18 protein-coding genes are annotated in these 22,642 nt (G+C 37.9%); 1 reads left to right on the top strand and 17 read right to left on the bottom strand.

The genetic code is table 11. The features are described 5' to 3' along the window. Positions 1-3: 3 nt before the first annotated feature. From polA to citZ, 12 genes are all read right to left on the bottom strand, one after another. A complete protein-coding gene (gene polA, locus MHH70_RS00220) occupies positions 4-2,634 on the bottom strand; it encodes a DNA polymerase I (protein ID WP_342472203.1) in 2,631 nt (876 codons plus the stop codon). A gap of 203 nt (positions 2,635-2,837) precedes the next feature. After that, a complete protein-coding gene (locus MHH70_RS00215) occupies positions 2,838-3,272 on the bottom strand; it encodes a DNA polymerase I (protein ID WP_082798897.1) in 435 nt (144 codons plus the stop codon). A 427-nt stretch (positions 3,273-3,699) separates the two neighbouring features. Then, positions 3,700-5,382 carry a HAMP domain-containing methyl-accepting chemotaxis protein gene (locus MHH70_RS00210; protein ID WP_342472202.1) on the bottom strand — a complete coding sequence of 561 codons (1,683 nt, stop codon included), beginning with the start codon at positions 5,380-5,382 and terminating at the stop codon, positions 3,700-3,702. 16 nt (positions 5,383-5,398) lie between these two features. Beyond that, a complete protein-coding gene (locus MHH70_RS00205; protein WP_342472201.1) occupies positions 5,399-6,562 on the bottom strand; it encodes an ATP-grasp domain-containing protein in 1,164 nt (387 codons plus the stop codon). A 403-nt stretch (positions 6,563-6,965) separates the two neighbouring features. Further along, a complete protein-coding gene (locus tag MHH70_RS00200; protein ID WP_066162103.1) occupies positions 6,966-7,988 on the bottom strand; it encodes a protease modulator HflC in 1,023 nt (340 codons plus the stop codon). Beyond that, positions 7,985-8,944 (bottom strand): FtsH protease activity modulator HflK, encoded by a 960-nt coding sequence (gene hflK, locus MHH70_RS00195; RefSeq protein ID WP_066162101.1) that lies wholly within the window; start codon positions 8,942-8,944, stop codon positions 7,985-7,987. Before hflK ends, MHH70_RS00200 begins: the two co-directional genes overlap by 4 nt. Positions 8,945-9,154: 210 nt before the next feature. Next, positions 9,155-10,702 (bottom strand): ATP-binding protein, encoded by a 1,548-nt coding sequence (locus MHH70_RS00190; RefSeq protein WP_342472200.1) that lies wholly within the window; start codon positions 10,700-10,702, stop codon positions 9,155-9,157. Then, positions 10,699-11,409, bottom strand: a complete 711-nt coding sequence (locus MHH70_RS00185) for a response regulator transcription factor (RefSeq protein WP_066164324.1) — start codon at positions 11,407-11,409, stop codon at positions 10,699-10,701. The genes MHH70_RS00190 and MHH70_RS00185 overlap by 4 nt, the downstream gene beginning before the upstream one ends. Positions 11,410-11,454: 45 nt before the next feature. Beyond that, complete coding sequence (locus MHH70_RS00180; RefSeq protein ID WP_066162096.1) at positions 11,455-11,892, bottom strand: MaoC/PaaZ C-terminal domain-containing protein; 438 nt, start codon at positions 11,890-11,892, stop codon at positions 11,455-11,457. A gap of 325 nt (positions 11,893-12,217) precedes the next feature. Then, entirely contained in the window at positions 12,218-13,159 is a 942-nt protein-coding gene (gene mdh, locus MHH70_RS00175) for a malate dehydrogenase (RefSeq protein ID WP_342472199.1), read from the bottom strand. A gap of 627 nt (positions 13,160-13,786) precedes the next feature. Next, positions 13,787-15,052 (bottom strand): NADP-dependent isocitrate dehydrogenase, encoded by a 1,266-nt coding sequence (icd, locus tag MHH70_RS00170; RefSeq protein WP_066162091.1) that lies wholly within the window; start codon positions 15,050-15,052, stop codon positions 13,787-13,789. Positions 15,053-15,305: 253 nt separating this feature from the next. After that, the gene (citZ, locus tag MHH70_RS00165) at positions 15,306-16,421 is read right to left on the bottom strand and encodes a citrate synthase (RefSeq protein ID WP_066162088.1); all 1,116 of its coding nucleotides are present in this window, start codon (positions 16,419-16,421) and stop codon (positions 15,306-15,308) included. 387 nt (positions 16,422-16,808) lie between these two features. Here citZ and MHH70_RS00160 point away from each other — a divergent pair, with 387 nt between their 5' ends. After that, the gene (locus MHH70_RS00160; protein WP_235616032.1) at positions 16,809-17,777 is read left to right on the top strand and encodes an AI-2E family transporter; all 969 of its coding nucleotides are present in this window, start codon (positions 16,809-16,811) and stop codon (positions 17,775-17,777) included. Here MHH70_RS00160 and MHH70_RS00155 read toward each other — a convergent pair. The 5 genes from MHH70_RS00155 to MHH70_RS00135 form a co-directional block, all read right to left on the bottom strand. Beyond that, complete coding sequence (locus MHH70_RS00155) at positions 17,761-18,150, bottom strand: FxsA family protein (protein ID WP_066162085.1); 390 nt, start codon at positions 18,148-18,150, stop codon at positions 17,761-17,763. The genes MHH70_RS00160 and MHH70_RS00155 overlap by 17 nt on opposite strands. 127 nt (positions 18,151-18,277) lie before the next feature. Beyond that, positions 18,278-20,038 (bottom strand): pyruvate kinase, encoded by a 1,761-nt coding sequence (pyk, locus tag MHH70_RS00150; protein ID WP_066162082.1) that lies wholly within the window; start codon positions 20,036-20,038, stop codon positions 18,278-18,280. 54 nt (positions 20,039-20,092) lie between these two features. Further along, entirely contained in the window at positions 20,093-20,275 is a 183-nt protein-coding gene (locus MHH70_RS00145; RefSeq protein ID WP_107942965.1) for a hypothetical protein, read from the bottom strand. 36 nt (positions 20,276-20,311) lie between these two features. Then, the gene (gene pfkA, locus MHH70_RS00140) at positions 20,312-21,271 is read right to left on the bottom strand and encodes a 6-phosphofructokinase (protein ID WP_066162077.1); all 960 of its coding nucleotides are present in this window, start codon (positions 21,269-21,271) and stop codon (positions 20,312-20,314) included. Between the two features lie 161 nt (positions 21,272-21,432). Next, the gene (locus tag MHH70_RS00135) at positions 21,433-22,506 is read right to left on the bottom strand and encodes a branched-chain amino acid aminotransferase (protein WP_342472198.1); all 1,074 of its coding nucleotides are present in this window, start codon (positions 22,504-22,506) and stop codon (positions 21,433-21,435) included. Positions 22,507-22,642: the final 136 nt, after the last annotated feature.

Here is a 22,642-nt window from a genome sequence, read left to right as displayed (position 1 = left end):
TCCTTACTTCGCATCATACCATGACTGACCATGCGAATAATCAACCTTTAGTGGTACGGCTAATTTAATAGCAGATTCCATCACCTCTGGTACAATGCGCTCTAAAATTTCTATTTCCTCAGCGGGTGCTTCAAAAATTAATTCATCATGTACTTGTAATAGAAGCTTTGCCTGCAAGCCTTCCTTCTGCAAGCGAGCATCCATATCAATCATCGCCTTCTTAATAATATCAGCGGCGCTTCCTTGAATCGGCGTATTCATTGCTGTGCGCTCAGCAAAACTGCGCAAGTTGAAGTTTGAGCTGTTAATTTCCGGTAAATAACGGCGACGATTTAAAATTGTTGTGACAAAGCCATCTCGTTTAGCATCTGCCACGATGCTTTCCATATAATCTTTTACACCGGGGAAGCTTTGTAAATAGTTCTCAATAAACTCAGCTGCTTTTTTACGCGGTATGTCTAAGTTTTGCGATAAGCCATAATCACTAATACCGTAAATAATTCCGAAGTTTACTGCCTTCGCTGTACGTCGCATATTTGCTGTGACCTCGTCGGGATTTGTTACACCAAAAACATCCATTGCAGTACGTGTATGAACATCCATCCCTTCCTTGAATGCCTCTACCAGTGTAGCGTCCTGACACATATGTGCTAATACGCGTAATTCGATTTGTGAATAATCAGCTGCAAATAGCACCCAACCTTCCTTTGATGGCACAAATGCTTGGCGAATTTTACGCCCTTCCTCTAAACGAATTGGAATGTTTTGTAGGTTCGGGTCTGTCGAGCTTAAACGTCCTGTTGCTGTCAATGCTTGCTGGAAGCGCGTATGCACTTTTCCATCCTCTTCGTGTATCTCTTTTGTCAATCCTTCAATATATGTCGATTGCAACTTCGCTAATTGGCGATAATCTAAAATATGCTTCACAATATCATGCTCTGATTGGAGCTTCTCAAGCACGTCCGCAGCTGTAGAGTAGCCTGTTTTTGTCTTTTTCAATACAGGCAGTCCTAGCTTATCAAATAAAATAACACCTAATTGCTTCGGTGAATTAATATTAAATTCCTCACCCGCAAGCTCATAAATCGTTTGCTCAATAATGGCAAGCTTTTTCTGTAATGCCTCGCCCATTTGATTTAATGTTTCTACGTTCACAGAAATTCCTGTGATTTCCATCGTGCCTAAAATTTCAGCAAGCGGCAATTCTAATTCATGGTATAAGTCGTATTGTTCATTATCCTGTAGCTTTTTTTCTACAACAGGCTGTAAATGCCATAAGGCAATCGCTTTTCGACTAATATGGTCTGCTAGTATATCCTCAGCAGGTACAGTCCATTTTGCCCCTTTTCCATAGACGACCTCATTGGCTTGTACATTTGTATAGCCAAATTCCTTTGCCAATGTTGCTACATCATCACCGGAAATAGCTGGGTTGACAATATACGATGCAAGCAGTAAGTCAAAGGCAACACCCGCAAGCTGTATTTGATGACGTGCTAAAATTGCCTGTGTCGCTTTACTATCTACAATATACTTTTTCTTCGTCGCATCTTCTAGCCAAGCTTTAAAAACATCGCTTTTTAATGCCACCTCCACAGGAATATACATAGCGCCTGCACCATTTGTTATAGCAATCCCAAGCATATTACAGCTATGGTAATGTTCGTTCTCCAACTCAATATGGAGTGCCATCGCATCTGTTAACATGGCAGGCGTCACTTCATCCACAATGTTTAGCTGAATCTCCTCCTGCTCCTGTGCAGTGCTCTGCATATCGCTTTTTTCAATTAATGATTTAAACCCTAGCTCCTGCCAAACGGCAAGTAAAGCATCCTCATTCGGACCAGCATAAGCTAAATCGCCCAGCGTCACCTCAATTGGAGCCTCCGTAAAAATCGTGGCAAGCTTCTTCGATAAATGCGCACTTTCCTCATTTTCCACAAGCTTTTCTTTCATTTTCGAAGCCTTCATCGCATCAATCGCTTCATATAATGCTTCAATAGTTCCGTATTCCTTTAAAAGCTTAATTGCCGTTTTTTCTCCGACACCAGGAACGCCTGGGATATTGTCAGATGCATCCCCCATCAGCCCCTTCATATCGATGATTTGTACAGGTGTTAGTCCGTATTTTTCCTCGATATGTGCCGGCGTATATTTTTCAATATCTGTAATTCCTTTACGCGTAATATAAACGGTTACATTATCCGTTGCAAGCTGTGTTAAATCTTTATCACCGGACACGATAATGACTTCGCTGCCCTTTTCTTCCGCCTGCTTGGCTAATGTGCCAATAATATCGTCTGCCTCATATAAATCAAGCTCATAGCGCCTAATATTGTATGCATCAATCAGCTTACGAATATAAGGGAATTGCTCCGATAGCTCTGGTGGCGTTTTTTGGCGACCACCTTTATATTCTCCGTATGATTCATGGCGGAATGTCGTTTTCCCTGCATCAAATGCTACTAGCATTTGCGTCGGCTGCTCCTCCTCCACAATTTTTTGTAGCATCATTGTAAAACCATATGAAGCATTCGTATGAATTCCGCTGTCATTTGTTAATGGTGGCAATGCAAAAAATGCACGATATGCTAAACTGTTACCATCAAGTAATAATAATTTTTCTTTCGCCATTATTGTACGCTCCTCTTCAAGTACATCTTTGTTTCCATTTTTTAAACTAACTATTAGAAATAACGCAAATAGCTAGCAAAGGTAAAAACATGCGTTCGAACTATTCTCCTCTTAACTTTAGCGTGAATCCAAGTTTTTTTCCACCAAAAAAGGTGCTCCTACAAAACTTTCCTAAAAAGTTTCGTAAGAAGCACCTAGATTACTCATTTATTTTTCACCTTATATTGCCACGAGGCACTTTCATTATTTTTATAGAAGATTTCTTCAAAAATAACTGTTAGTAAAAAGGCGTTTAAAAAGCTAATTACTAAGTACAGCGGCATCCCACCAAGATGATAAGGCATGGCACCTCTCATAAATACTTCCACAAAACCAATTTGTGTGAAATAAAAAATCATCCCAATACCGACCTGCCAAATGGGACGCTTGTCTTTACGCTTCTCATACCAAAACACCTTTTTAAAAGCATATCGAACATCTTCCGCAATGATGGCTCCAAGTATAAACATAATTAAAAACAATATAGGTATATGAAAAAGGCTTATTTTCATCCATTCAAAAGAACTTGATTGAAAAAGCGCGGTCACAGACGTTGCAATAATAAATGCTACTAGCAAATTTTGAATTCGCTTGCTCATCCTATCCACCTCTCTATCAACTTGCATACCTATTATAACAAGAAATAGAGAATTGAAAAGAAATTTCTTTCTCCTCTCACACCAAAATTATCCTAAATAAACAAGCCATAGCAAGGGGTTGTCTGAAACGTCATCTAGAGATAACCTCTTCGCGACAAGTAACCGCAGGAGCATTTTTTTCTGCGACGAGTAACCGCAGGAGCATTTTTTTCTGCGACGAGTAACCGCAGGAGCATATGTGTTTTGTGTCGAAAACGAAGTGACAGGTACGAGCGTTTTTAGCAAATATTTAATATAGAAGCAATGTCTATCCGAAAAGATATACACTTTTCGAGCAACCTCAATTATAAACAGCCATCATTTTAATATACCATAAACGAAACGTCCGAAAAGCAGTGTCTCGCACACTTTTCGGACGTCCCTCTGACTATATTTTAAAACGCTCAATTTGACCTTTTAAGTTGCCAATCATTTCATTTAACTCGGTAGCAATGCTTAACATTTCTTCACTAGTAGCTGTTTGCTCCTCCATTGAGGCCGCAATGCTTTGTGAATGCTCACTTGATACTTCAATGGATTCAACTGTTTGATTCGTTGTAACAAGCACTTGGTTGGAGCTTGCAGCCATTTCTTGAATCGTAGCTGTTACTTGTTGAATTTCGCTATTCATTTCGTTTACTAATGCTGAAATCGCCTCAAATGTGTCACCAGCAGAATGAATGACTGCATTTTCATGCTCGATTTGTGCCACAACATTTGTAATTGCCGTAACAGACTCATCCGAATCTTTTTGCATCCCTTGAATTAATGTAGTAATATTACTTGCTGACTGTGCGGACTGCTCAGCAAGTGAACGTATTTCATCGGCTACAACCGCAAAGCCTTTGCCATATTCCCCAGCTCTCGCTGCTTCAATTGCTGCATTTAACGCTAATAAATTTATTTGGTCAGAAATACCCGAAATAATTTTTGTAATCTGACTTACTTCTGTTGAACGAGCATTCATCTGCTCTGTAATTTTCAATGACGTTTTCGCTGTCTCATGAATATTTGTAATTCCTTTTACCGAGCTTTGAACTGCCTCATTCCCTTGCTGTGCAATCGTTGTAGCATGCAAAGCCTCATCCGATATTTGCGAAGTCATATCAGATATGTAAGAGATTTGTGTAACCATCTGCTCAATTGCCTCACGATTTTGCACCGCACCATCAACAATCATTTCACTACTAGAGGCAATTTCTTGAACGGCTCCAGCCACTTGCGTCGAAGCAACTGTTAGCTGTTCCACACTTTCCCTTAATGTTGAGGAGCTTTGGTCTACATGTGTTGACGTAATATTTACATGTTGAATCGTTTCTCGAAGCTGAGCTTGCATATCATGGAAGCTTTGCGCTAAATGTCGTACTTCCTTATCCCCTTCCACAATCACTTGCTGCTGTAAATCACCTTTTGCAACAATTTCAGTATGGGCTACTAAGCGCTCCATTGGGCGTGTAATATTGCGTGCGATAAATAATGCTAACGCTACACCTAAGGAAATGAACACAATTGAAATAATAATAATAATCGTTACAATTGTATTTTTTAGTTCACTCACAAAATCAGCATCAGCATCAAGACCAAGCACCGAATCTGTGCCTGCAATTTGTAAAAATGTAGATTTATGCGCCCCGTAATCATCTTTATAAATCGGACTTACAACAATATCAGTTGTCGTCATCGCCTTCTTTTGATCCTCAGAAAAATCTAAAGGTGTCAAATATTCGCCATCATCACTTAGCACTAAAATGACTTCTTGTCCATCAACTTTACTCATAATATAAACGTGTTCTAATCCCGCTTGATGTTTAAGGTCTGTTGAAATTGTTAAAAGCTTTTCAAATTCATTGCGATCTGTTTTGGCAGCATTAATCGTATTTGCATCTATTAATCCTTCAAACTGCTCCATTTTTAATGTTAAATTTTGCTCGTATGTTGGTAGAATTTGCTCGTTAATTAAATTGGTCGCCACCATATAACAAAACATGCCAAAAACAAAAATCAAAATACTAATTGGTAAAATAATACTTAACAATATTTTCGTTTTAACCGAATATATTTTTTTGCCCATGTCTAGCCTGCTCCTTCTAGTTTTGAGAACCACTTAAAGAAAGTGTCTCATTCTTTGTTGTAATAAATGACATAAAATCTAATGATAAAATATGTTCATTTTGACTAAATGAATCACTGGCAAAAAAGATAACTGCAAAGGTTGTCCCACTATCTTGAGGTAATACACGGTACTCTAATAAATGCTCAAATTGTTGTTTAAGCTCCTCATGATGAATACAGTCAATATCTTCAAACGTTAGTTGACTATCGAACTCTGCACAAGTAAAGCTGTAAATTCGGTCATCCATCTTTGCTATTTTTTGTGACCAATCCGGTTCCCACTGATTAAAAACATATTCGTACGGATTAATATCATAAGCATATGTACCAAGCTCTGTCGTTCCGATACCTGCAAAGCGTAAAGGGTTTACCTCAATTGGAATTAAAACACCTTTATCATCAATGCGAAGCTCGATATGAAATGGATAATTACGCATTTCAAGCGATGCGCCTAGCTCGGCTAAATATTTTTCAACAACTGATAAATACTGTATTATCACTTGCTTACTCGTATAATAAATACGGTCACTCATATCTTCTGCGTCGCGGAACATACGAGCGAATAAATTTAAAATAACCGGCTTACCCTCCGCATTAAAATAAGCATCCACGGCTAGCTCTTGTCCTTCAATATATGTTTCCAAAATGAATGTTTGGAAATTTAAAATATCCTGTGAATAAGAAGATGAAAGACCATTATTTTCTACTAATTGCTCAACAGCTTCAGTAAACTGCTGTGCATCCTTAATTTTCTGTACACCGACACTCGAATAACCGATTGCTGGTTTCAAAATAATTGGATAAGGTATGCTGTTACTGTCCATCATGCTTAATTCCTGCAATGTGCTTTCCTTGAAATAAAAGTTTGGGAAGCTCGCTGCTAAATATTGCCGAAATGCAACTTTGTTTTTAAATAAATTCGACCATTTTGTAACATTTAATTGTGAATAATGGTCTGTTAATACTTTAATAGCATTTTCCGAATTCATAATAATAAGCTGCTCTTCCTGTAATTCCAATGTACCTGCCTGCGATTTATTTATGAATCGCTTATTAACGATATCGTACATTGGGATTTCAGTACGCATTAATGCATCTTGCAGCATTGGAGATATATAATTAGTGTCTAAAAAAATCACTATTTCCCCACCTTTCTGAGTCTTTAGTACTCTCAAAATTTTCTTTAATCTCATACATTTCGCATTAATTTATTTTAAAAAAGATGCGACAAAACAACTAACCGTAGTACATTATACTACAATATATTTCAATTGCTACATTTTTCCCTAAAATCCTATTATTTTTTTACAAACTGCCGTAAACATGGGAAAAGAGCTAGCAGGAAAATAAATGCGCCAGCACTTTTGTGTGAGGATTTGAAAATAACTGAGGGACGTACGTTTAGCCTAGACACTGTTTAAATGCCAAAACTTCTATTTTCTTATTCTTTAAAACAAAAAAGTGAACAATTAGTGACAATGAAATATGCCAACTAATTGTTCACTTGCTATCAACAGTCTGAGAGGAACGAAACTTTATTCTTTACTCTAAGTAACCAGAAAGTACTCTTGCATACGGAGAGTCTGATGGTAAAATAATGACTGTATCATCACCAATGGTTTTTTTATACGATTCCAATGTTCGATATAAAGAATAAAAATCAGGGTCTTGTGAAAATGCCTTGTTATAAATTTTCGCAGCCTCTGCCTCGCCTTCTGCAATTGTCACTGCCGCTTCTCTGTTTGCCTTTGCTAACTTCATTTGCACATCTTGGTCTGTTTCAGCTTCTATTCTTCTTTTTTCAGCATCACCTTGTGATAAATAAGTTTGTGCCGTTTTTTCACGCTCTGAAATCATACGTGTAAAAATAGCCTGCTCATTTTCTGGTGGTAAATCTGTACGTCTAATGCGCACATCTAAAACTTCAATACCATAGTTGTCATTCGCCAATAGCTCATTTACTTTTAACGTGACATTATTATTTATATCACCGCGCGATGAATCAGCATCATTAATAATTTGTTCATAATCAAGCTTACCAAGCTCTGTACGAAGAACAGAATAAATAAATTCACTCATACGACGCTCAGCATTAGGTAATGTCCCTGCGTTAGAAATAAGTTCCTTAGGGTCAACTACGCGCCAAACAGCATAATTATCAATAATAATTCGCTTCTTATCTTTTGTATTAATTTCTTCCTGCATCATGTCATATGTCATTAGGTTTTTTGGTAATGTCGTCACACTTTGAATAAAAGGTATTTTCATATGCAAGCCCGGTTCGCGCTCAAATTTTACGACTTCACCAAATTGGCGTACTACTTTATATTCGTTTTCTTTGACGATATAAAGATTGGCAAAAGCGATAATTGCGATGGCAAAAATAGCTGTTACTATCAATGCACTAGTAGCCCATTTGCGCATATTTTTCGGTTGCTTTTCCTTTTTAATCGTCTGTGCTTCAGAATCTACTACTTCTACCACTTTAGCCTTCTTTTTATTTTTATCTGTAAATAACTTTCTTAAAAACTTTTCTAAATCCCCGTCGAAATTGTTGTTACTCATTGACTACCGCTCCCTTCCTCTTTCGGCTTTGCTGTAGTTGTTTGTTGAATAGGCAAGTATTTCAACGTATTGCCTTCATTGTCGTTCATAATATAAATTTGAGCATGTGGTAATACCATTTCTAATGTTTCTAATACAAGACGCTCACGTGTAATTGCTTGATTGCCTTTATACTCGTTATAAAGCTGATTAAATACGGCAACATCACCAACTGCTTGCTCAATACGCGCAACCCTTTGCCCTTCTGCCTTCGATTTAATCGCAGCAATCTCCCCTTCTACTTCACTTAAGCGTTGATTCTTATATTTATCCGCTTGGTTAATTTTTGTATTTCTCATCTCACGTGCATCCGTTACGGCTGTAAAGGCAGCACGTACTTCTTCATTTGGCAATTCAACATCCTGAAGCTTGACACCTAATACGCTAATACCAACATCATATTTTTCCATTAATGATGTTAGTAGCTCTCTTGTTCTTGACTCGATATCTGATTTACCATCTGTTAAAGCAGCATCAATTTTTGAGTTTCCAATAATTGAGCGAATTGCGCTTGATGTCGCACTATGTAGTAGCTCTTTTGGTTCTTGTGAGTTAAATAAATATTTTTTCGGGTCTGTTATTTTCCATTGTACGACTAAATCAGTTAACACGAAAAATTCATCACCTGTAATCATTTTTGTTTCTGAAGGGTATACGTCAATATCCCCTTGCGAACGCTCTTTGTAGCCGAATTCTAAACTAAATGTTTCCTTCGATAATACTTCAACTTTTTGTATTGGCCACGGCAGTTTAAAATGTAAACCAGACTCCGTTATTGTTTCTCCCGACTTTCCAAAAGTGATAACAACTGCTTGTTCAGATTCATCCACTGTATACCATGTTGTTAAAGCTGCAACAACACCAAATAGTAGCAATAACCCTAAAGCAATGGCTATTAATGTACGCTTTGTACTCATATTTGTTCCTCCCTTTATTTTGCTATAACTTTTTTACGGTGTAACCCGCAAAAAAGTTTCACAATAATTTTGATTTCTTTTTACAATTGAAAAAAGCGTCCGGAAATTTCCAGACGCCTCCCTTAATTATTTAGTTTGAAATAGGGGTTTCTTATAACTTATTATATAAGCATTTTTTTAATTCTTTATAAAGCCTGTGTAAAGATTTTGTTAAGATGATGGTGCAAGAGGTATGTGTATTGAAATTTTTGTGCCTTTTCCTACTTCACTCGTCACAACAATTTTTCCATGATGCGCCTCTACTAGATGCTTTACAATTGCAAGACCTAAGCCTGTGCCGCCAGAATTACGGCTACGTGCGCGATCGATTCGATAGAAACGCTCAAAGACACGCGCGATTTCTTGTTTTTCAATCCCAATTCCCTGGTCCTCTACTTCTACAATTCCATATTCCTCGTTTTGCGTCATTTTTACAGTAATTGTTGTACTGTCTGGAGAGTACGTAACAGCGTTCGAAATTAAGTTTGTAAAAATTTGAATGAGGCGATTTTCATCCCCTAAAATTCGTACGTCTCTATCCATTTGCATATCAAACTGCATATTTTTTTCTTCTAAACGTGGACTCGTGACATCAACTACCCTTGCAATAACCTCCTGCAAGCTTGTAGGCACAATATCTACAGAAAAACCATGCTGCTCAATTTTAGATAGCTCTAATAAATCGTTGATAAGTTCTTGTAAACGGTTGCTTTCTTTATAAATAATTTCTAAAAATGATAACAGCATATTTTCATCTTTATATGCACCGTCTAACAATGTTTCAGAAAAACCTTTAATTGAAGTAATTGGTGTCCGCAATTCATGTGAAACATTGGCAACGAAATCTCTTCGAATTTGCTCTAAACGAATTAGCTCGGTAACGTCATGCATGACTAAAACAACACCAAGCCAACGTCCATGCTCTCCTACAACAGGGGCCCCATAAACGAGCTTATATGTGATTTCTTGCTGCAGCTCCATTTCAAGCTGCTTTTGATATGGCTGCTCCGTTAAAAAAACATGGTCGATAAATACTTCTAAATTTTCAGGCAATCCAACTGTTAAAAAATTTTTACCTTGCACCTGCTCGGACGTTAAGCCAAAGCGATGAAGAAATTGCTTATTAACAATTGATATATAGCCTTCTCGATCAATCATCATCAATGCGCTACCCATATTTTCAATAAGCGTTTTCAAGCGTTCTTCTTCTATTTCTCGTATTTTTGTAATATCCTGCAAATTGCGCGCTAGTACATTGATTGAATTGCGAAGCTCTATAATTGTTTTCGGCCCATTCGCAAAAGCACGGGCATAATAATTACCGACTGCCAGCTCCTGTGCTGTACGTGTAACAGCCTCTATAGGTTCTACAAAATTACTAACCATTCGATAGGATACTAAGCCAATTACTGCAATCGCTACTAAAAATAAAATAACAAGTACTAACATGAGGCGAACACGTGTATAGCTAAAATACTCTTCATCCGCACTCACATCATATGCCTGCAATAATTTTTCCTGCTGTAGAGAGGTCAGTTCAATATTTTCCTGCTGAATAAACTCTACAACATTTTCCTGCACTACCTCGGTTTGTACTTGCACATAGTCCTCTAAGTAAAAAGGAAAAAGCTGACCTATAACAAGTTCTAGGACAGCAAAAATTGCCGTTACAAGTAAAATAAATGAGAAAAAGAGTCGGCCGCTCATTGATTTATTCATTTTCTCGGCTCCTCAAATTTATAGCCTAATCCACGTATCGTTTTAATAAATATTGGCTTACGACTATTTTCTTCAATTTTATCGCGTAAATGGCTAATATGGACGTCCACAATACGCGTATCACCAGCAAAATCATAATTCCATACAGAGCTAAGTAGCTGATCGCGCGTTAGTACACGGTTTTTATTTTCTAATAAATAAACAAGTAGCTCGAATTCCTTCGGTGTAAATTCAAGTGCCTCATCATTTAAAAAAGCTTCAAAGCGCTCTGGAAAGACCTTTAAACTACCATATTCATATGTTGTCTCCCCTGTTTTTATTTCCTCAGCTGACGCTGCAGGGGTGAAACGACGAAGTACCGCCTTAACACGTGCAATAACTTCACGCGGGCTAAAGGGTTTTGTCATATAGTCATCTGCACCAAGCTCTAAGCCTAAAACTTTATCAAACTCATCATCGCGTGCAGTTAACATAATAATTGGAATATTCATTCTTAAACTGCGCAATTCCTTGCACACTTCCATTCCATCCATTGTCGGTAGCATTAAATCGAGCAACAGTAAATCTGGCGTTTTTTCAACAGCTAAATCAAGACCTTTTTTTCCGTCATGTGCAAGTAACACATTGAAACCCGCCTGCTCTAAATTATATTGTAATAGTGTCGCAATTGATAATTCATCTTCTACGACTAAAATTGTTTTTGTCATTTCCTTTGCCTCCATCATCGATTTGAAACCCCCATCTCAAATCTATTATATGCGAGGAGGAGATACTTTAAGCTTCCCTTCCAGCAAAAGCGCTTTTTCAATATTTGTTGCTTTGACAGCAATTAACACCTCATTATTTTCTTCATCAATATGCTCGATTTCCAAAACAAAGTCAACCGTTTCATAATGATAGGCAGGTGCTAAAAACTTTAACGTTTGCTCTAAAATATATGAGCCCGGACCTGGCATATGCTTAGAAATAGCGGAAGCGATAATACCATTTAACATAATTTGTGGAACAATTGGTTGTTTGAAAGAAGTGTTGGCGGCATAATCATGCTGAATAAATAATGGATTATTATCATTTGTTAAACCTAAGTATATTAATAAATCTTTATCATCCATTTTCTCAGTAATATGCAGCTTTTCACCAATTGTTAAAGTCGTTATAAATCTACCTTGCTTTCTATTCTTTTGTAGCAATTCGAAGCAACTCCTTCTTAGTGCAATCAAACGTGTGGATTAACCATTATTAAAAATAAAACTTTTGGAAAAACCCCGATTTTCATTACGAGTAATAAATAGCTTTGCAATATAAAATATCCTTAAAAACACGCAAACATATTCAATTTTACATAATCAATAAATATGTAATACGATACTTTTATAGTATCAACTTTTGGCGGAAAGTACAATGTTGTGCGATGTTTATACGAAAGAGTAAAAAAGTTTTTTGTTATTTTAATAAAAAATAAAAGAATCGCCTGAAAAGCAGTGCTTTGCATGCTTCTCAGACGCCACCATTTCCTTAATTATTTAAAACATCCATCACCGATTTTACTGCTTGTGCTGAATAATCTAACGCTGATTTTTCTCCTTCTGTTAACTCTAACTCAAAGATTTTTTCAACACCATTTGCTCCTAATAATGTCGGTACACCTAAACATAGATTCTCGTAACCATATTCACCTTCCAAATAAGCGATTGATGGTAGTACGCGTTTTTGATCTTTTAAAATAGCTTCTGCCATTTCCACCATCGCTGCCGCTGGTGCATAATAGGCAGAACCGTTACCAAGCAAGTTGACGATTTCCGCTCCACCGTTACGTGTACGGTTCACAATTTCCTCTAGACGTTCTGGTGCAATTAATGACTCAATTGGCACACCACCGACAAATGAATAGCGTGTTAACGGCACCATTGTATCACCGTGCCCTCCTAAAACTAACGCTGTTACGTCTTTTACAGACATATTCAATTCCTCTGCAATAAATGCTCTGAAACGGGCTGTGTCCAGTACACCTGATTGTCCAATAACACGATTTTTTGGGAAGCCTGTTGTTTTGTAGACCGTATATGTCATTGCATCAACAGGGTTTGTCAGTACAAGCACTGTTGCATTCGGTGAATACTTGGCAATTTGCTCCGATACGGAAACCATTACCTTTTCGTTTGTTTGTACTAAATCATCACGGCTCATACCCGGTTTGCGCGCTACCCCCGCTGTCACAATGACAATGTCTGAGTCTGCCGTATCTGCATAATCAGCCGTTCCTTCTACATAGGAATCATAGCCTTGAATTGGTGCTGCCTCCCACATATCTAACGCTTTGCCCTTTGTTGGATTTTCAGCTTGTGGAATATCAAGCAACACCACATCTCCAAGCTCTTTTTGTGCTGCTAGAAAAGCCGCTGTTGCTCCAGTGAAACCTCCGCCGATTACAGTTATTTTTTTACGTTTTAATGTCATCACTAATCCACTCCTATTAATGAAATGTTTTCCCTCTTTCATATTAACAAAAAATTGGTGTTTATATAAGTTAAACAAGTGGCAAAATTCGCAAAACAGGGCTGTCCAAAAAGCCGTGCGTAGCCGGCATTTTGAACAGTAGCGATGATGTTTGACAAAATGTTGATTCCTATAAACAGAGAATGCATCTTTTAAATATGAGATGAGCATTGCCTTTAGCAGTGTTTACCCTCAGTAAAAGTCGAGCGATAAAAAACTTTATTTCAACGCTACGCCAATACAAAATCGACTTTTCGCCACCCAAAAAGCGGAAATCTCGGGCAAATTCTTATTACACTCCCCCTACAAAGGTCACGATTCGCTCGCTAAACACCTCATTTCGCTCATTAACCATTGTAATTCGCTCATAAAAATCAAAAAATCACCCGAAAGCTAGCCACCGCAAGGCTATCGGAACTCCAAACTCCCCCATAGCTTCTCTTTCACTCACGAGAAACACCGCTAAACAAATGTTTACCACCCTTTCAAAGAAAAGCACCTCTATTCACACCAGCAAACATTTTATAAAAACAACAACAAAAGCGTTCCAAACACCGGCTACCGCACGGTGTTTGGAACGCAAAACTCTTAAAGATTTTTGATTAATTCGTTAGCGAACTCAGAACATTTTACTTCTGTTGCACCATCCATTAAACGTGCAAAATCGTAAGTTACAACTTTAGATGAAATTGTTTTTTCTACAGATTTCGTTACTAAATCTGCAGCCTCTTGCCAACCTAAGTGCTCAAGCATTAATACGCCAGAAAGTAATACTGAAGAAGGGTTTACTTTATCTTGACCAGCATATTTTGGTGCTGTACCGTGAGTAGCCTCGAAGATTGCATGACCAGTTACGTAGTTAATGTTTGCACCTGGAGCAATTCCAATACCACCAACTTGTGCAGCTAATGCATCAGAAATGTAGTCACCGTTTAAGTTCATAGTAGCTACTACGTCAAACTCAGTTGGACGAGTTAAAATTTGTTGTAAGAAGATATCAGCAATAGAATCTTTTACGATGATTTTGCCTTCAGCAACAGCTTTTGCTTGTGCTTCATTCGCAGCGGCTTCGCCTTGCTCAGCTTTGATTGCATCGTATTGGTTCCATGTGAATACTTTATCAGCAAATTCTGTTTCTGCTAATTCATAACCCCAGTTTTTGAAACCACCTTCAGTGAATTTCATGATGTTACCTTTGTGTACTAATGTAACAGTTGGTTTGTTATGTTTAATTGCATACTCAATTGCAGCACGAACTAAACGCGCTGTACCTTCTTGAGAAACAGGCTTAATACCTAAACCAGAAGTTTCTGGGAAGCGAATTTTGTTCACACCTAATTCAGTTTGTAGGAAGTTTAATAATTTCTTTTGCTCGTCTGAACCAGCTTGGTATTCAATACCAGCGTAAATATCTTCCGTATTCTCACGGAAAATAACCATATCTACGTCTTCTGGACGCTTAACTGGAGAAGGCACACCATCAAAGTGACGTACTGGACGTAGACAAACGTATAAATCTAATTCTTGACGTAATGCTACGTTTAAAGAGCGAATACCGCCACCAATCGGTGTTGTTAAAGGTCCTTTAATTGCGATTAAGTATTCGTTAATTTTATCTAAAGTTTCTTTCGGTAACCATTCACCTGTTTGATTGAATGCTTTTTCACCCGCAAGAACTTCTAACCATTCAATTTTCTTTTCGCCATTGTATGCTTTTTCTACAGCTGCATCGATTACACGAGAAGCCGCTGCCCAAATATCTGGACCGATACCGTCACCCTCGATGAAAGGAATTACTGGGTTGTTTGGTACGTTTAACACACCATTTTCTACTACAATTTTACCGTTAGTCATGAATATTTGCCTCCTATATTCGAAAATCTAGGACTGTGCATTTGCCCCAGTCCTAGATAAGTTTAGCATATTTTTTCAAAGCGTGCATTGGCAGTCGTAAAACTGCTATAACTAGCAACTTGTCCGAGTACTAAACACACATTTTTAACATACTTATGAAATAACCAATTACACTTTGACGTAATTGCGTCCAGATTTTCTTGAGCTTGCTCAAAACTTTCCCTTAAAAATCTATGACATCTATTGAAAGAAATTAACGCTCTTCAATTGGAACGTATTTCTGCATGCCTGGTCCTACATATTCTGCGCGTGGACGAATTAAACGGTTGTTTGCATATTGCTCTAAAATATGTGCAACCCAACCAGAAGTACGTGATACTGCAAAGATTGGTGTGAATAAGTCATGCTCAATACCTAATGAATCGTATACAGATGCAGAGAAGAAGTCAACGTTTGCTGGTAATTTCTTTTGCTCTACAATCATATCGTGAATTTTAACAGACATATCATATAATTCTGGTTTACCAGTTAATTTTGTTAACTTTTCAGACATTACACGTAAATGTGGTGCACGTGGGTCCCCTTTGCGGTATACGCGGTGACCAAAGCCCATGATTTTTTCTTTATTATCTAATTTATTTTGTACCCATGGCTCAACATTATCAATTGAACCGATTTCAGATAACATTTTCATTACTTGCTCGTTTGCTCCACCATGTAAAGGACCTTTTAATGCGCCAATTGCAGCAGTTACACCTGAGTATACATCAGAAAGTGTTGCTACACATACACGCGCTGTGAATGTAGATGCGTTTAATTCGTGGTCAGCATGTAATACTAACGCTTTGTCGAATGCCTCTACTTCGATTTCTGCTGGCTCTTCACCTTTTAACATGTATAAGAAGTTAGCTGCATAGCTAAGACCAGCTTTTGGAGCAACTGGCTCTAAGCCTTTACGAATACGAGAGAATGCTGTTACTACAGTTGCAATTTTCGCCTGTAAACGGATTGCTTTGCGGTAGTTTGCTTCCGGATCCATTACATCTGCTTCCTCATCAAACACACCTAATAGTGATACAGCCGTGCGCAATGCCGCCATTGGATGAACTGTGTTTAATGGGTATGTTTTAAACTGATCAAGAATAGCTTGTGGTACAGCCATATTATCTGCTAATTGTTGTTTTAATTCAGCAAGCTCGTCCGCTTTTGGTAAACGAGTATGCCATAATAAATAAACTACTTCTTCAAAGCTAGCATTGTCTGCTAAATCATCAATATTGTACCCTACATATGTAAGTGTATCATCAATAATTGAACTAATTTTAGACTCTGCTGCTACGATACCTTCTAAACCACGTGTTGCTGTCATAAATAATCGCTCCCTCATTTTTTGTTGACTGTGTTAGTGCTTCTATACACTAACTTTCATTAATGAACCTATAAGTAAATCGCTTACATGATTCATTATAATCAATTTTGACGGCTTTGTGAATGGAAAGTAACTATTTTAAGAAAAAAAGGTATTAGGAATGAAAAATAATCATTAAAGGAGAAAAAAATTACACCAATTATATTTCAATAAATTCTAGGCTAATTATTTTAAATATACTAGTGATATAGTGGAAGTCGGAATTTTCTATTTAATTAAGATGACACGGATGTTGATAATCAAAAATACACAAATATGCCTAATATTTGTTCAATCAACGGTCTTGTTAAAATAATTTTTGATAAAATTATATTAAGAGGTGGAATAGTGCACAATGCTCATTTGAAGTTTTTAACAGTTGAAAGCATAATAAAATATCTCATTATTGCTAGTTATTTATTACTGTCATTTCTTCTATTACCAATTTCTCTTGCCCTGCTCTGCGCTTACTTGCTGTATCCAGTTGTCCAACTTTTTTATAAGAAATTTCACCTTCCGATTATCATCAGTATCACTTTAACGACAGTCTTATGTTTAGTCATTGTTTATCAAGTATCTGCTATTCTATTCCAAAGCTTATTAACACTCATTCCTTATTTTAAAATGCATTTAGATGCTTTTTCAGAACAATATGCTGATTTATTATTTTTCCCACTATTGCTTGAAAAATCATTTTCTTTTATTGATTCAATAATGATGACGCTCGTTAGCATTGCTCAGCATACTTTTGGCTATTTATTTGAATTTTTCATATTTCTTATTGTCTTTTATTTTTCCTTGTTCGAGTCAAGGAAAAATCGCTTATGGTTTTTTATTTATGTACCGAAAAAATATCGCACTGAGTGGCAGCATTACTTCAAACGCGCTCTTCATATTTTTTCTTATTTTTTATTCGTATCACTCCAACTTTTTATAATGACTTTCGTTTTATTAAGTGTTGGATTTTACTTGTTACGCTTTGAAAATCCGATTAGTAAAGCATTATTAATATCCTTTGCTGACGCATTACCATTTTTCGGCATCGGCATTTTTCTTATTCCATTAATCATTTACTTTTTTATTATTGGACAAAAGTGGCTGTCTATTGCACTCATCGCACTCTACCTTTTCATTCAATTATCGAGGCAGCTTGTAGAATCCATCGTTTGGGCATCAACATTTCAATTGCGCATGGTGCATTCCTTCGTAATCAGTGCTGCCTCTATATTATTATTCGGTGTATATGGTATTCTGCTCAGTCCGTTTTTCTTGCTAATTGCAGTAAAAATGCGCGAAAAATCTATTTTTGCTCGATAATAATTTGAGTGCTCTTCATTTTTTTTCGTACCCAATTAAAAATAAGCGGCTTCATTAAATTTCTCGAAAATGGCATCAGCAATACTAATCCGATAATATCTGTTAAAAAGCCCGGCAATAATAATAATACTCCGCTAATAAATAGTGCAAATGCCTCTACCATCGCTACGCCAGGTGGCTTTCCCTGCGCCATGCTCTGTTGAATTGACTGGAAGGAAGCAAGTCCTTTATTTTTCAAAATGAAAGCACCAATTGCACTTGTTGCGACAACTAATAGCAATGTTACAAAGACGCCAAGTAGCTTACCAACAATAATAAATGTCGCAATTTCTGCAAAGCTTAGCGCAATCAGCATAAGCAATAATTTTTGCATACGAGCACCTCCTACTTATATATTTAATACGAACTATTAATAAAAAAGTTTCATCAGTGCTTGCGTAAAAAAGACAAGGGCTGCTAGAAAGTCAGATGACAATCCGACTTCCTAAACAGCCCTTTTTTTATAAAACGCTTGCGTGTCCTTTATAAATAACACCCGTTTCAGCGTCCATCGTAATTTCTTGCCCTTGGCGAATCAATTCAAGTGCATCTTTTACGCCTACAATAACAGGAATTCCAAGGCTTAGACCTACAACTGCCGCATGGCTTGTTAAGCCGCCCTCCTCAGTAATAATACCCGCGCATTTTTCTATAGCAGGCATCATTTCGCGGTCTGTGCCAATTGTTACTAAAATGGCTCCCTCGGTATCATATGCTAATGCCTCTGCTGCATTACTCGCAACTACTGCTCTTCCTACTACAGATGCTTTACCAACACCTTGACCACGTGCAAGTAAGTCACCGATAACATGCACTTTCATTAAATTAGTTGTACCAGCTTCTCCAACAGGTACACCTGCTGTAATAACAACAACATCACCGTGGTCAACAAAGCCATGCTTTAATGATTCATCAACAGATAGCTCTAAAATTTCGTCTGTTGTTTTTACACGTTGACATAAAATTGGGTTTACACCCCATACCAATGTTAAAAGCTGTGCAGAATTTTTAGAGCCAGTCACCGCTACAATTGGTACACCTGGGCGGTATTTAGCAATCATTTTTGCAGTATTTCCACTTTCTGTTGGTGCTAACACTGCCTTTACGCCTAAATTAATTGACGTATAAGCTACCGCTTGCGAAATTGCCTCTGTCATATTTGCTTCTTTTTCACGACTGCGCATCGCAACAATTGAGCGATAATCTAATGATTGCTCTGTTCGCTCTGCAATTTTATTCATCGTTTGTACAGATTCCAATGGGTAAAGCCCCGCTGCTGTTTCACCAGAAAGCATGATAGCGTCTGTACCATCGATGATGGCATTAGCCACATCACTTGCCTCAGCACGCGTTGGACGTGGATTACGCTGCATAGAATCTAACATTTGTGTTGCCGTAATAACAGGCTTTGCTGCTTGATTACATTTTAAAATGAGCGATTTTTGTACTAACGGCACTTCCTCAGCAGGGATTTCAACACCTAAATCCCCACGTGCAACCATTAAACCGTCCGACACTTGGATAATTTCATCGATATTATCCACGCCCTCTTGGTTTTCAATTTTAGGGATAATTTGAATATGCCCGCCGTTATTTTGCTCTAGTAGCTCGCGAATTTCCAACACATCACTTGCTGTACGTACAAAGGATGCTGCAATAAAATCGATGCCTTGCTCAATACCGAATAAAATATCTTGTGCATCCTTTTCTGTAATACCTGGTAGCTTAATCGATACGCCCGGAACGTTAACACCTTTTTTATTTTTTAATACCCCTGCGTTTTCCACAATCGTATGGATTAAACCTTTTTCAGTATCTTTAGCTAATACACGTAGCTCAATCAAACCATCATCTAATAAAATAATATCATTTTGGTTTACATCATCGATTAATTCTGCATATGTAACAGAAAAGCTAGTTGCTGTTCCAACAACCTCTGTCATTGAAATATCGATTACTTGACCTGTCACTAAATGTAGCTCACCATTTTCCATCGTATGTGTACGAATTTCTGGTCCTTTTGTATCTAATAAAATTCCGATAGGCTTCCCTACATTTTCAGCCGCATCACGAATTGCCGCAATACGCACAGCATGTTCTTCATGCGTGCCATGTGAAAAGTTCAAGCGCGCAACGTTCATACCTGCTTCAATTAACTTTTCTAACATTTCTGGAGATTCACTTGCCGGTCCAATCGTACATACTATTTTTGTTTTTCTCATAAGTTCACTCTCTCCATTTATTTAATAATCACTTACACCTCGGCGTAAGTGCGTCTAGATTTTTTCAAGCTTGCCTGAAAACTCCTCTTCTAAATCTATGACATCCGCCGAAGCTTTGACCAACATGATGATGGTCACCCAGTCGTTGCGCGCATGTAGTGGCGTACTTAGACTGAGTTCCTTCTTATCAGCAAGTATTAGGACACCCGCCGAAATCAGCAAAATACTTACATTCATCTCACCATCTGTAGAGGTGGGGGACTTGCAAAGAAATTAAATCGATAATTCCTTTGATAATGTGTACAGGCTTACATCCGCCATATGTTTATTTTCATATGCCTCTTTTAAATCATAATCCACGATAGCGTGGTTTCGGATGCCTACAGCGCGTCCTCCTTTTTCCTCTAGAAGAAGCTCTACCGCTCTCGCTCCAAGCCTTCCAGCTAATACACGGTCACGAGCAGATGGTGCACCACCTCTTTGCATATGACCTAGCACCGACACGCGAATTTGTACACCTGTTCGCTGCTCTAAAATTTTACCTAGCTTATGTCCAGGCATTACACCTTCTGCAACAATTATAATACTATGGCGTTTACCACGAGCAGCACTTCGCTCTAAACGCGCAATAATATCTTCAAGATTAAACTCTTCCTCAGGAATAAGCACGGATTCTGCCCCAGCTGCCAAGCCTGTCCAAAGGGCTATATCACCCGCATTACGTCCCATTACTTCCACAATAAATGTATTTTCATGACTTGTCGCTGTGTCACGAATTTTATCAATTGCTTCAACCGCTGTATTAAGTGCTGTGTCAAAGCCAATTGTGTACTCTGTACCAGGTATATCATTATCAATCGTTCCAGGAATGCCTACGCACGGAAAACCTTTATCAGTTAAGCTCATTGCACCACGATATGAACCGTCACCACCGATTACAACTAAACCTTCAATCCCTTCAGCACGTAAATGCTCAATTGCTTTATTTTGCATGTCATCCTCTTTAAATTCAGGAAAACGAGCCGAGTAAAGCATTGTGCCACCACGTTGAATGATGCCACCTACCGAGCCTAAATCAAGCGGCTCGAAATTACCATTATAAAGCCCTTCATAGCCGTAGTAAACACCTACTACATCTATTTTATGATAATGCGCCTTTCGGACAACGGCACGAATAGCAGCATTCATCCCTGGCGCATCTCCTCCACTTGTTAAAACAGCTATTTTTTTCACAAAAATCCCTCCTCTACTCACCTACTACCACATTATCATGAATATAGTTCTTATGTAAGCTTTCAACGCCTTTATATATACTATTTTACAAAAAAATAATAATAATAGCTGTTCAGAATATATTATTTCTGAACAGCCTGCGCTTTAAACATCATTTGTCATTATAGCTTTACAATCCAGTCGAATTTATCTTCTACTGTGCCGTTTTGAATACCTGTTAACGTATCATAAAGCATTTTTGTTACTTCACCGATTTGCCCATCATTGACAGTGAGCTTCATATCTTGCCATTTTAATTGCCCGATAGGCGAAATAACCGCAGCCGTTCCTGTGCCGAAAGCCTCTTCTAAAGTACCTTCTTCAAATGCCTGCACAATCTCATCAATTGTAATACGACGCTCTTCAACATCAAAATTATTTGATTTTAATAAATGTAGCATGGAGTCCCGCGTAATCCCTGGTAAAATGCTGCCATTCAAAGCTGGCGTAATCACTTTTCCATTAATTTTGAAGAAAATATTCATACTTCCTACTTCTTCAATATAGCGGTTTTCCTTACCATCTAACCATAAAATTTGCGAGTATCCTTCCTCGCTTGCAAGCTCCTGCGCCTTTAAGCCACTTGCGTAGTTACCACCTGTTTTCGCTTCACCTGTGCCACCTACTACAGCGCGAACATATTGCTTCTCAACTACAATTTTCACTGGATTAATACCTTCACTATAGTAGGCCCCAACTGGAGACATAATAATAATGAAATGATAATTTTTAGCTGGTGCAACGCCTAAAAACGGCTCCGATGCAAAAATATACGGTCGAATATAAAGCGATGCCCCCGGCTCACTCGGCACCCACTCTCTGTCAATCGCAAGCAGTTGCTTTAACGCTTCAAGGGCAAATTGTTCATCAATCGCCGGAATACATAAGCGTTCATTCGAAGCATTTAAACGCTTAAAATTGCGCTCTGGTCTGAATAATTGAATGTCACCATCAGCCGTTTTATAAGCCTTCATGCCCTCAAATACAGATTGTCCATAATGGAAAATCATTGCAGACGGGTCAAGTGAAATTGGCTGATACGGAATGATACGTGCATTATGCCATCCTTGCCCAAGCGTATAATCCATCATAAACATGTGGTCAGTAAAATATTTACCGAAGCCTCGTTGTTCAGCAGTAGGCTTTTGTTTCGGTGTTAAAGTTAGTTGTGTTGTAATTGTGTTCGTTGACGACATATTGCTATCCCCTGTTCCATAAAATCGATTGCACCTCGGTCTGCTCTCGTTTAGATTTTTTCAAACGATTTAAACTTCAATCGCTACTAGACATGCCAATTGTTAATTGACATACTTCGTATAACTACATGTCAAA

Origin of the sequence: Metasolibacillus sp. FSL H7-0170 (assembly GCF_038593115.1) — a bacterium.
Lineage (GTDB): Bacteria > Bacillota > Bacilli > Bacillales_A > Planococcaceae > Metasolibacillus > Metasolibacillus fluoroglycofenilyticus.
The sequence above is the reverse complement of the archived record's forward strand: the minus strand, read 5'-3'. Positions and strand labels throughout refer to the sequence as shown.

Bases quoted from the DNA above. Each gene is read 5' to 3' on its own strand.
- polA (WP_342472203.1), bottom strand. From the start codon at position 2,634: ATGGCGAAAGAAAAATTATTATTACTTGATGGTAACAGTTTAGCATAT.
- MHH70_RS00215 (WP_082798897.1), bottom strand. From the start codon at position 3,272: ATGAGCAAGCGAATTCAAAATTTGCTAGTAGCATTTATTATTGCAACG.
- MHH70_RS00210 (WP_342472202.1), bottom strand. From the start codon at position 5,382: ATGGGCAAAAAAATATATTCGGTTAAAACGAAAATATTGTTAAGTATT.
- MHH70_RS00200 (WP_066162103.1), bottom strand. From the start codon at position 7,988: ATGAGTAACAACAATTTCGACGGGGATTTAGAAAAGTTTTTAAGAAAG.
- hflK (WP_066162101.1), bottom strand. From the start codon at position 8,944: ATGAGTACAAAGCGTACATTAATAGCCATTGCTTTAGGGTTATTGCTA.
- MHH70_RS00190 (WP_342472200.1), bottom strand. From the start codon at position 10,702: ATGAATAAATCAATGAGCGGCCGACTCTTTTTCTCATTTATTTTACTT.
- MHH70_RS00185 (WP_066164324.1), bottom strand. From the start codon at position 11,409: ATGACAAAAACAATTTTAGTCGTAGAAGATGAATTATCAATTGCGACA.
- mdh (WP_342472199.1), bottom strand. From the start codon at position 13,159: ATGACATTAAAACGTAAAAAAATAACTGTAATCGGCGGAGGTTTCACT.
- icd (WP_066162091.1), bottom strand. From the start codon at position 15,052: ATGACTAACGGTAAAATTGTAGTAGAAAATGGTGTGTTAAACGTACCA.
- citZ (WP_066162088.1), bottom strand. From the start codon at position 16,421: ATGACAGCAACACGTGGTTTAGAAGGTATCGTAGCAGCAGAGTCTAAA.
- MHH70_RS00155 (WP_066162085.1), bottom strand. From the start codon at position 18,150: ATGCAAAAATTATTGCTTATGCTGATTGCGCTAAGCTTTGCAGAAATT.
- pyk (WP_066162082.1), bottom strand. From the start codon at position 20,038: ATGAGAAAAACAAAAATAGTATGTACGATTGGACCGGCAAGTGAATCT.
- MHH70_RS00145 (WP_107942965.1), bottom strand. From the start codon at position 20,275: ATGAATGTAAGTATTTTGCTGATTTCGGCGGGTGTCCTAATACTTGCT.
- MHH70_RS00135 (WP_342472198.1), bottom strand. From the start codon at position 22,506: ATGTCGTCAACGAACACAATTACAACACAACTAACTTTAACACCGAAA.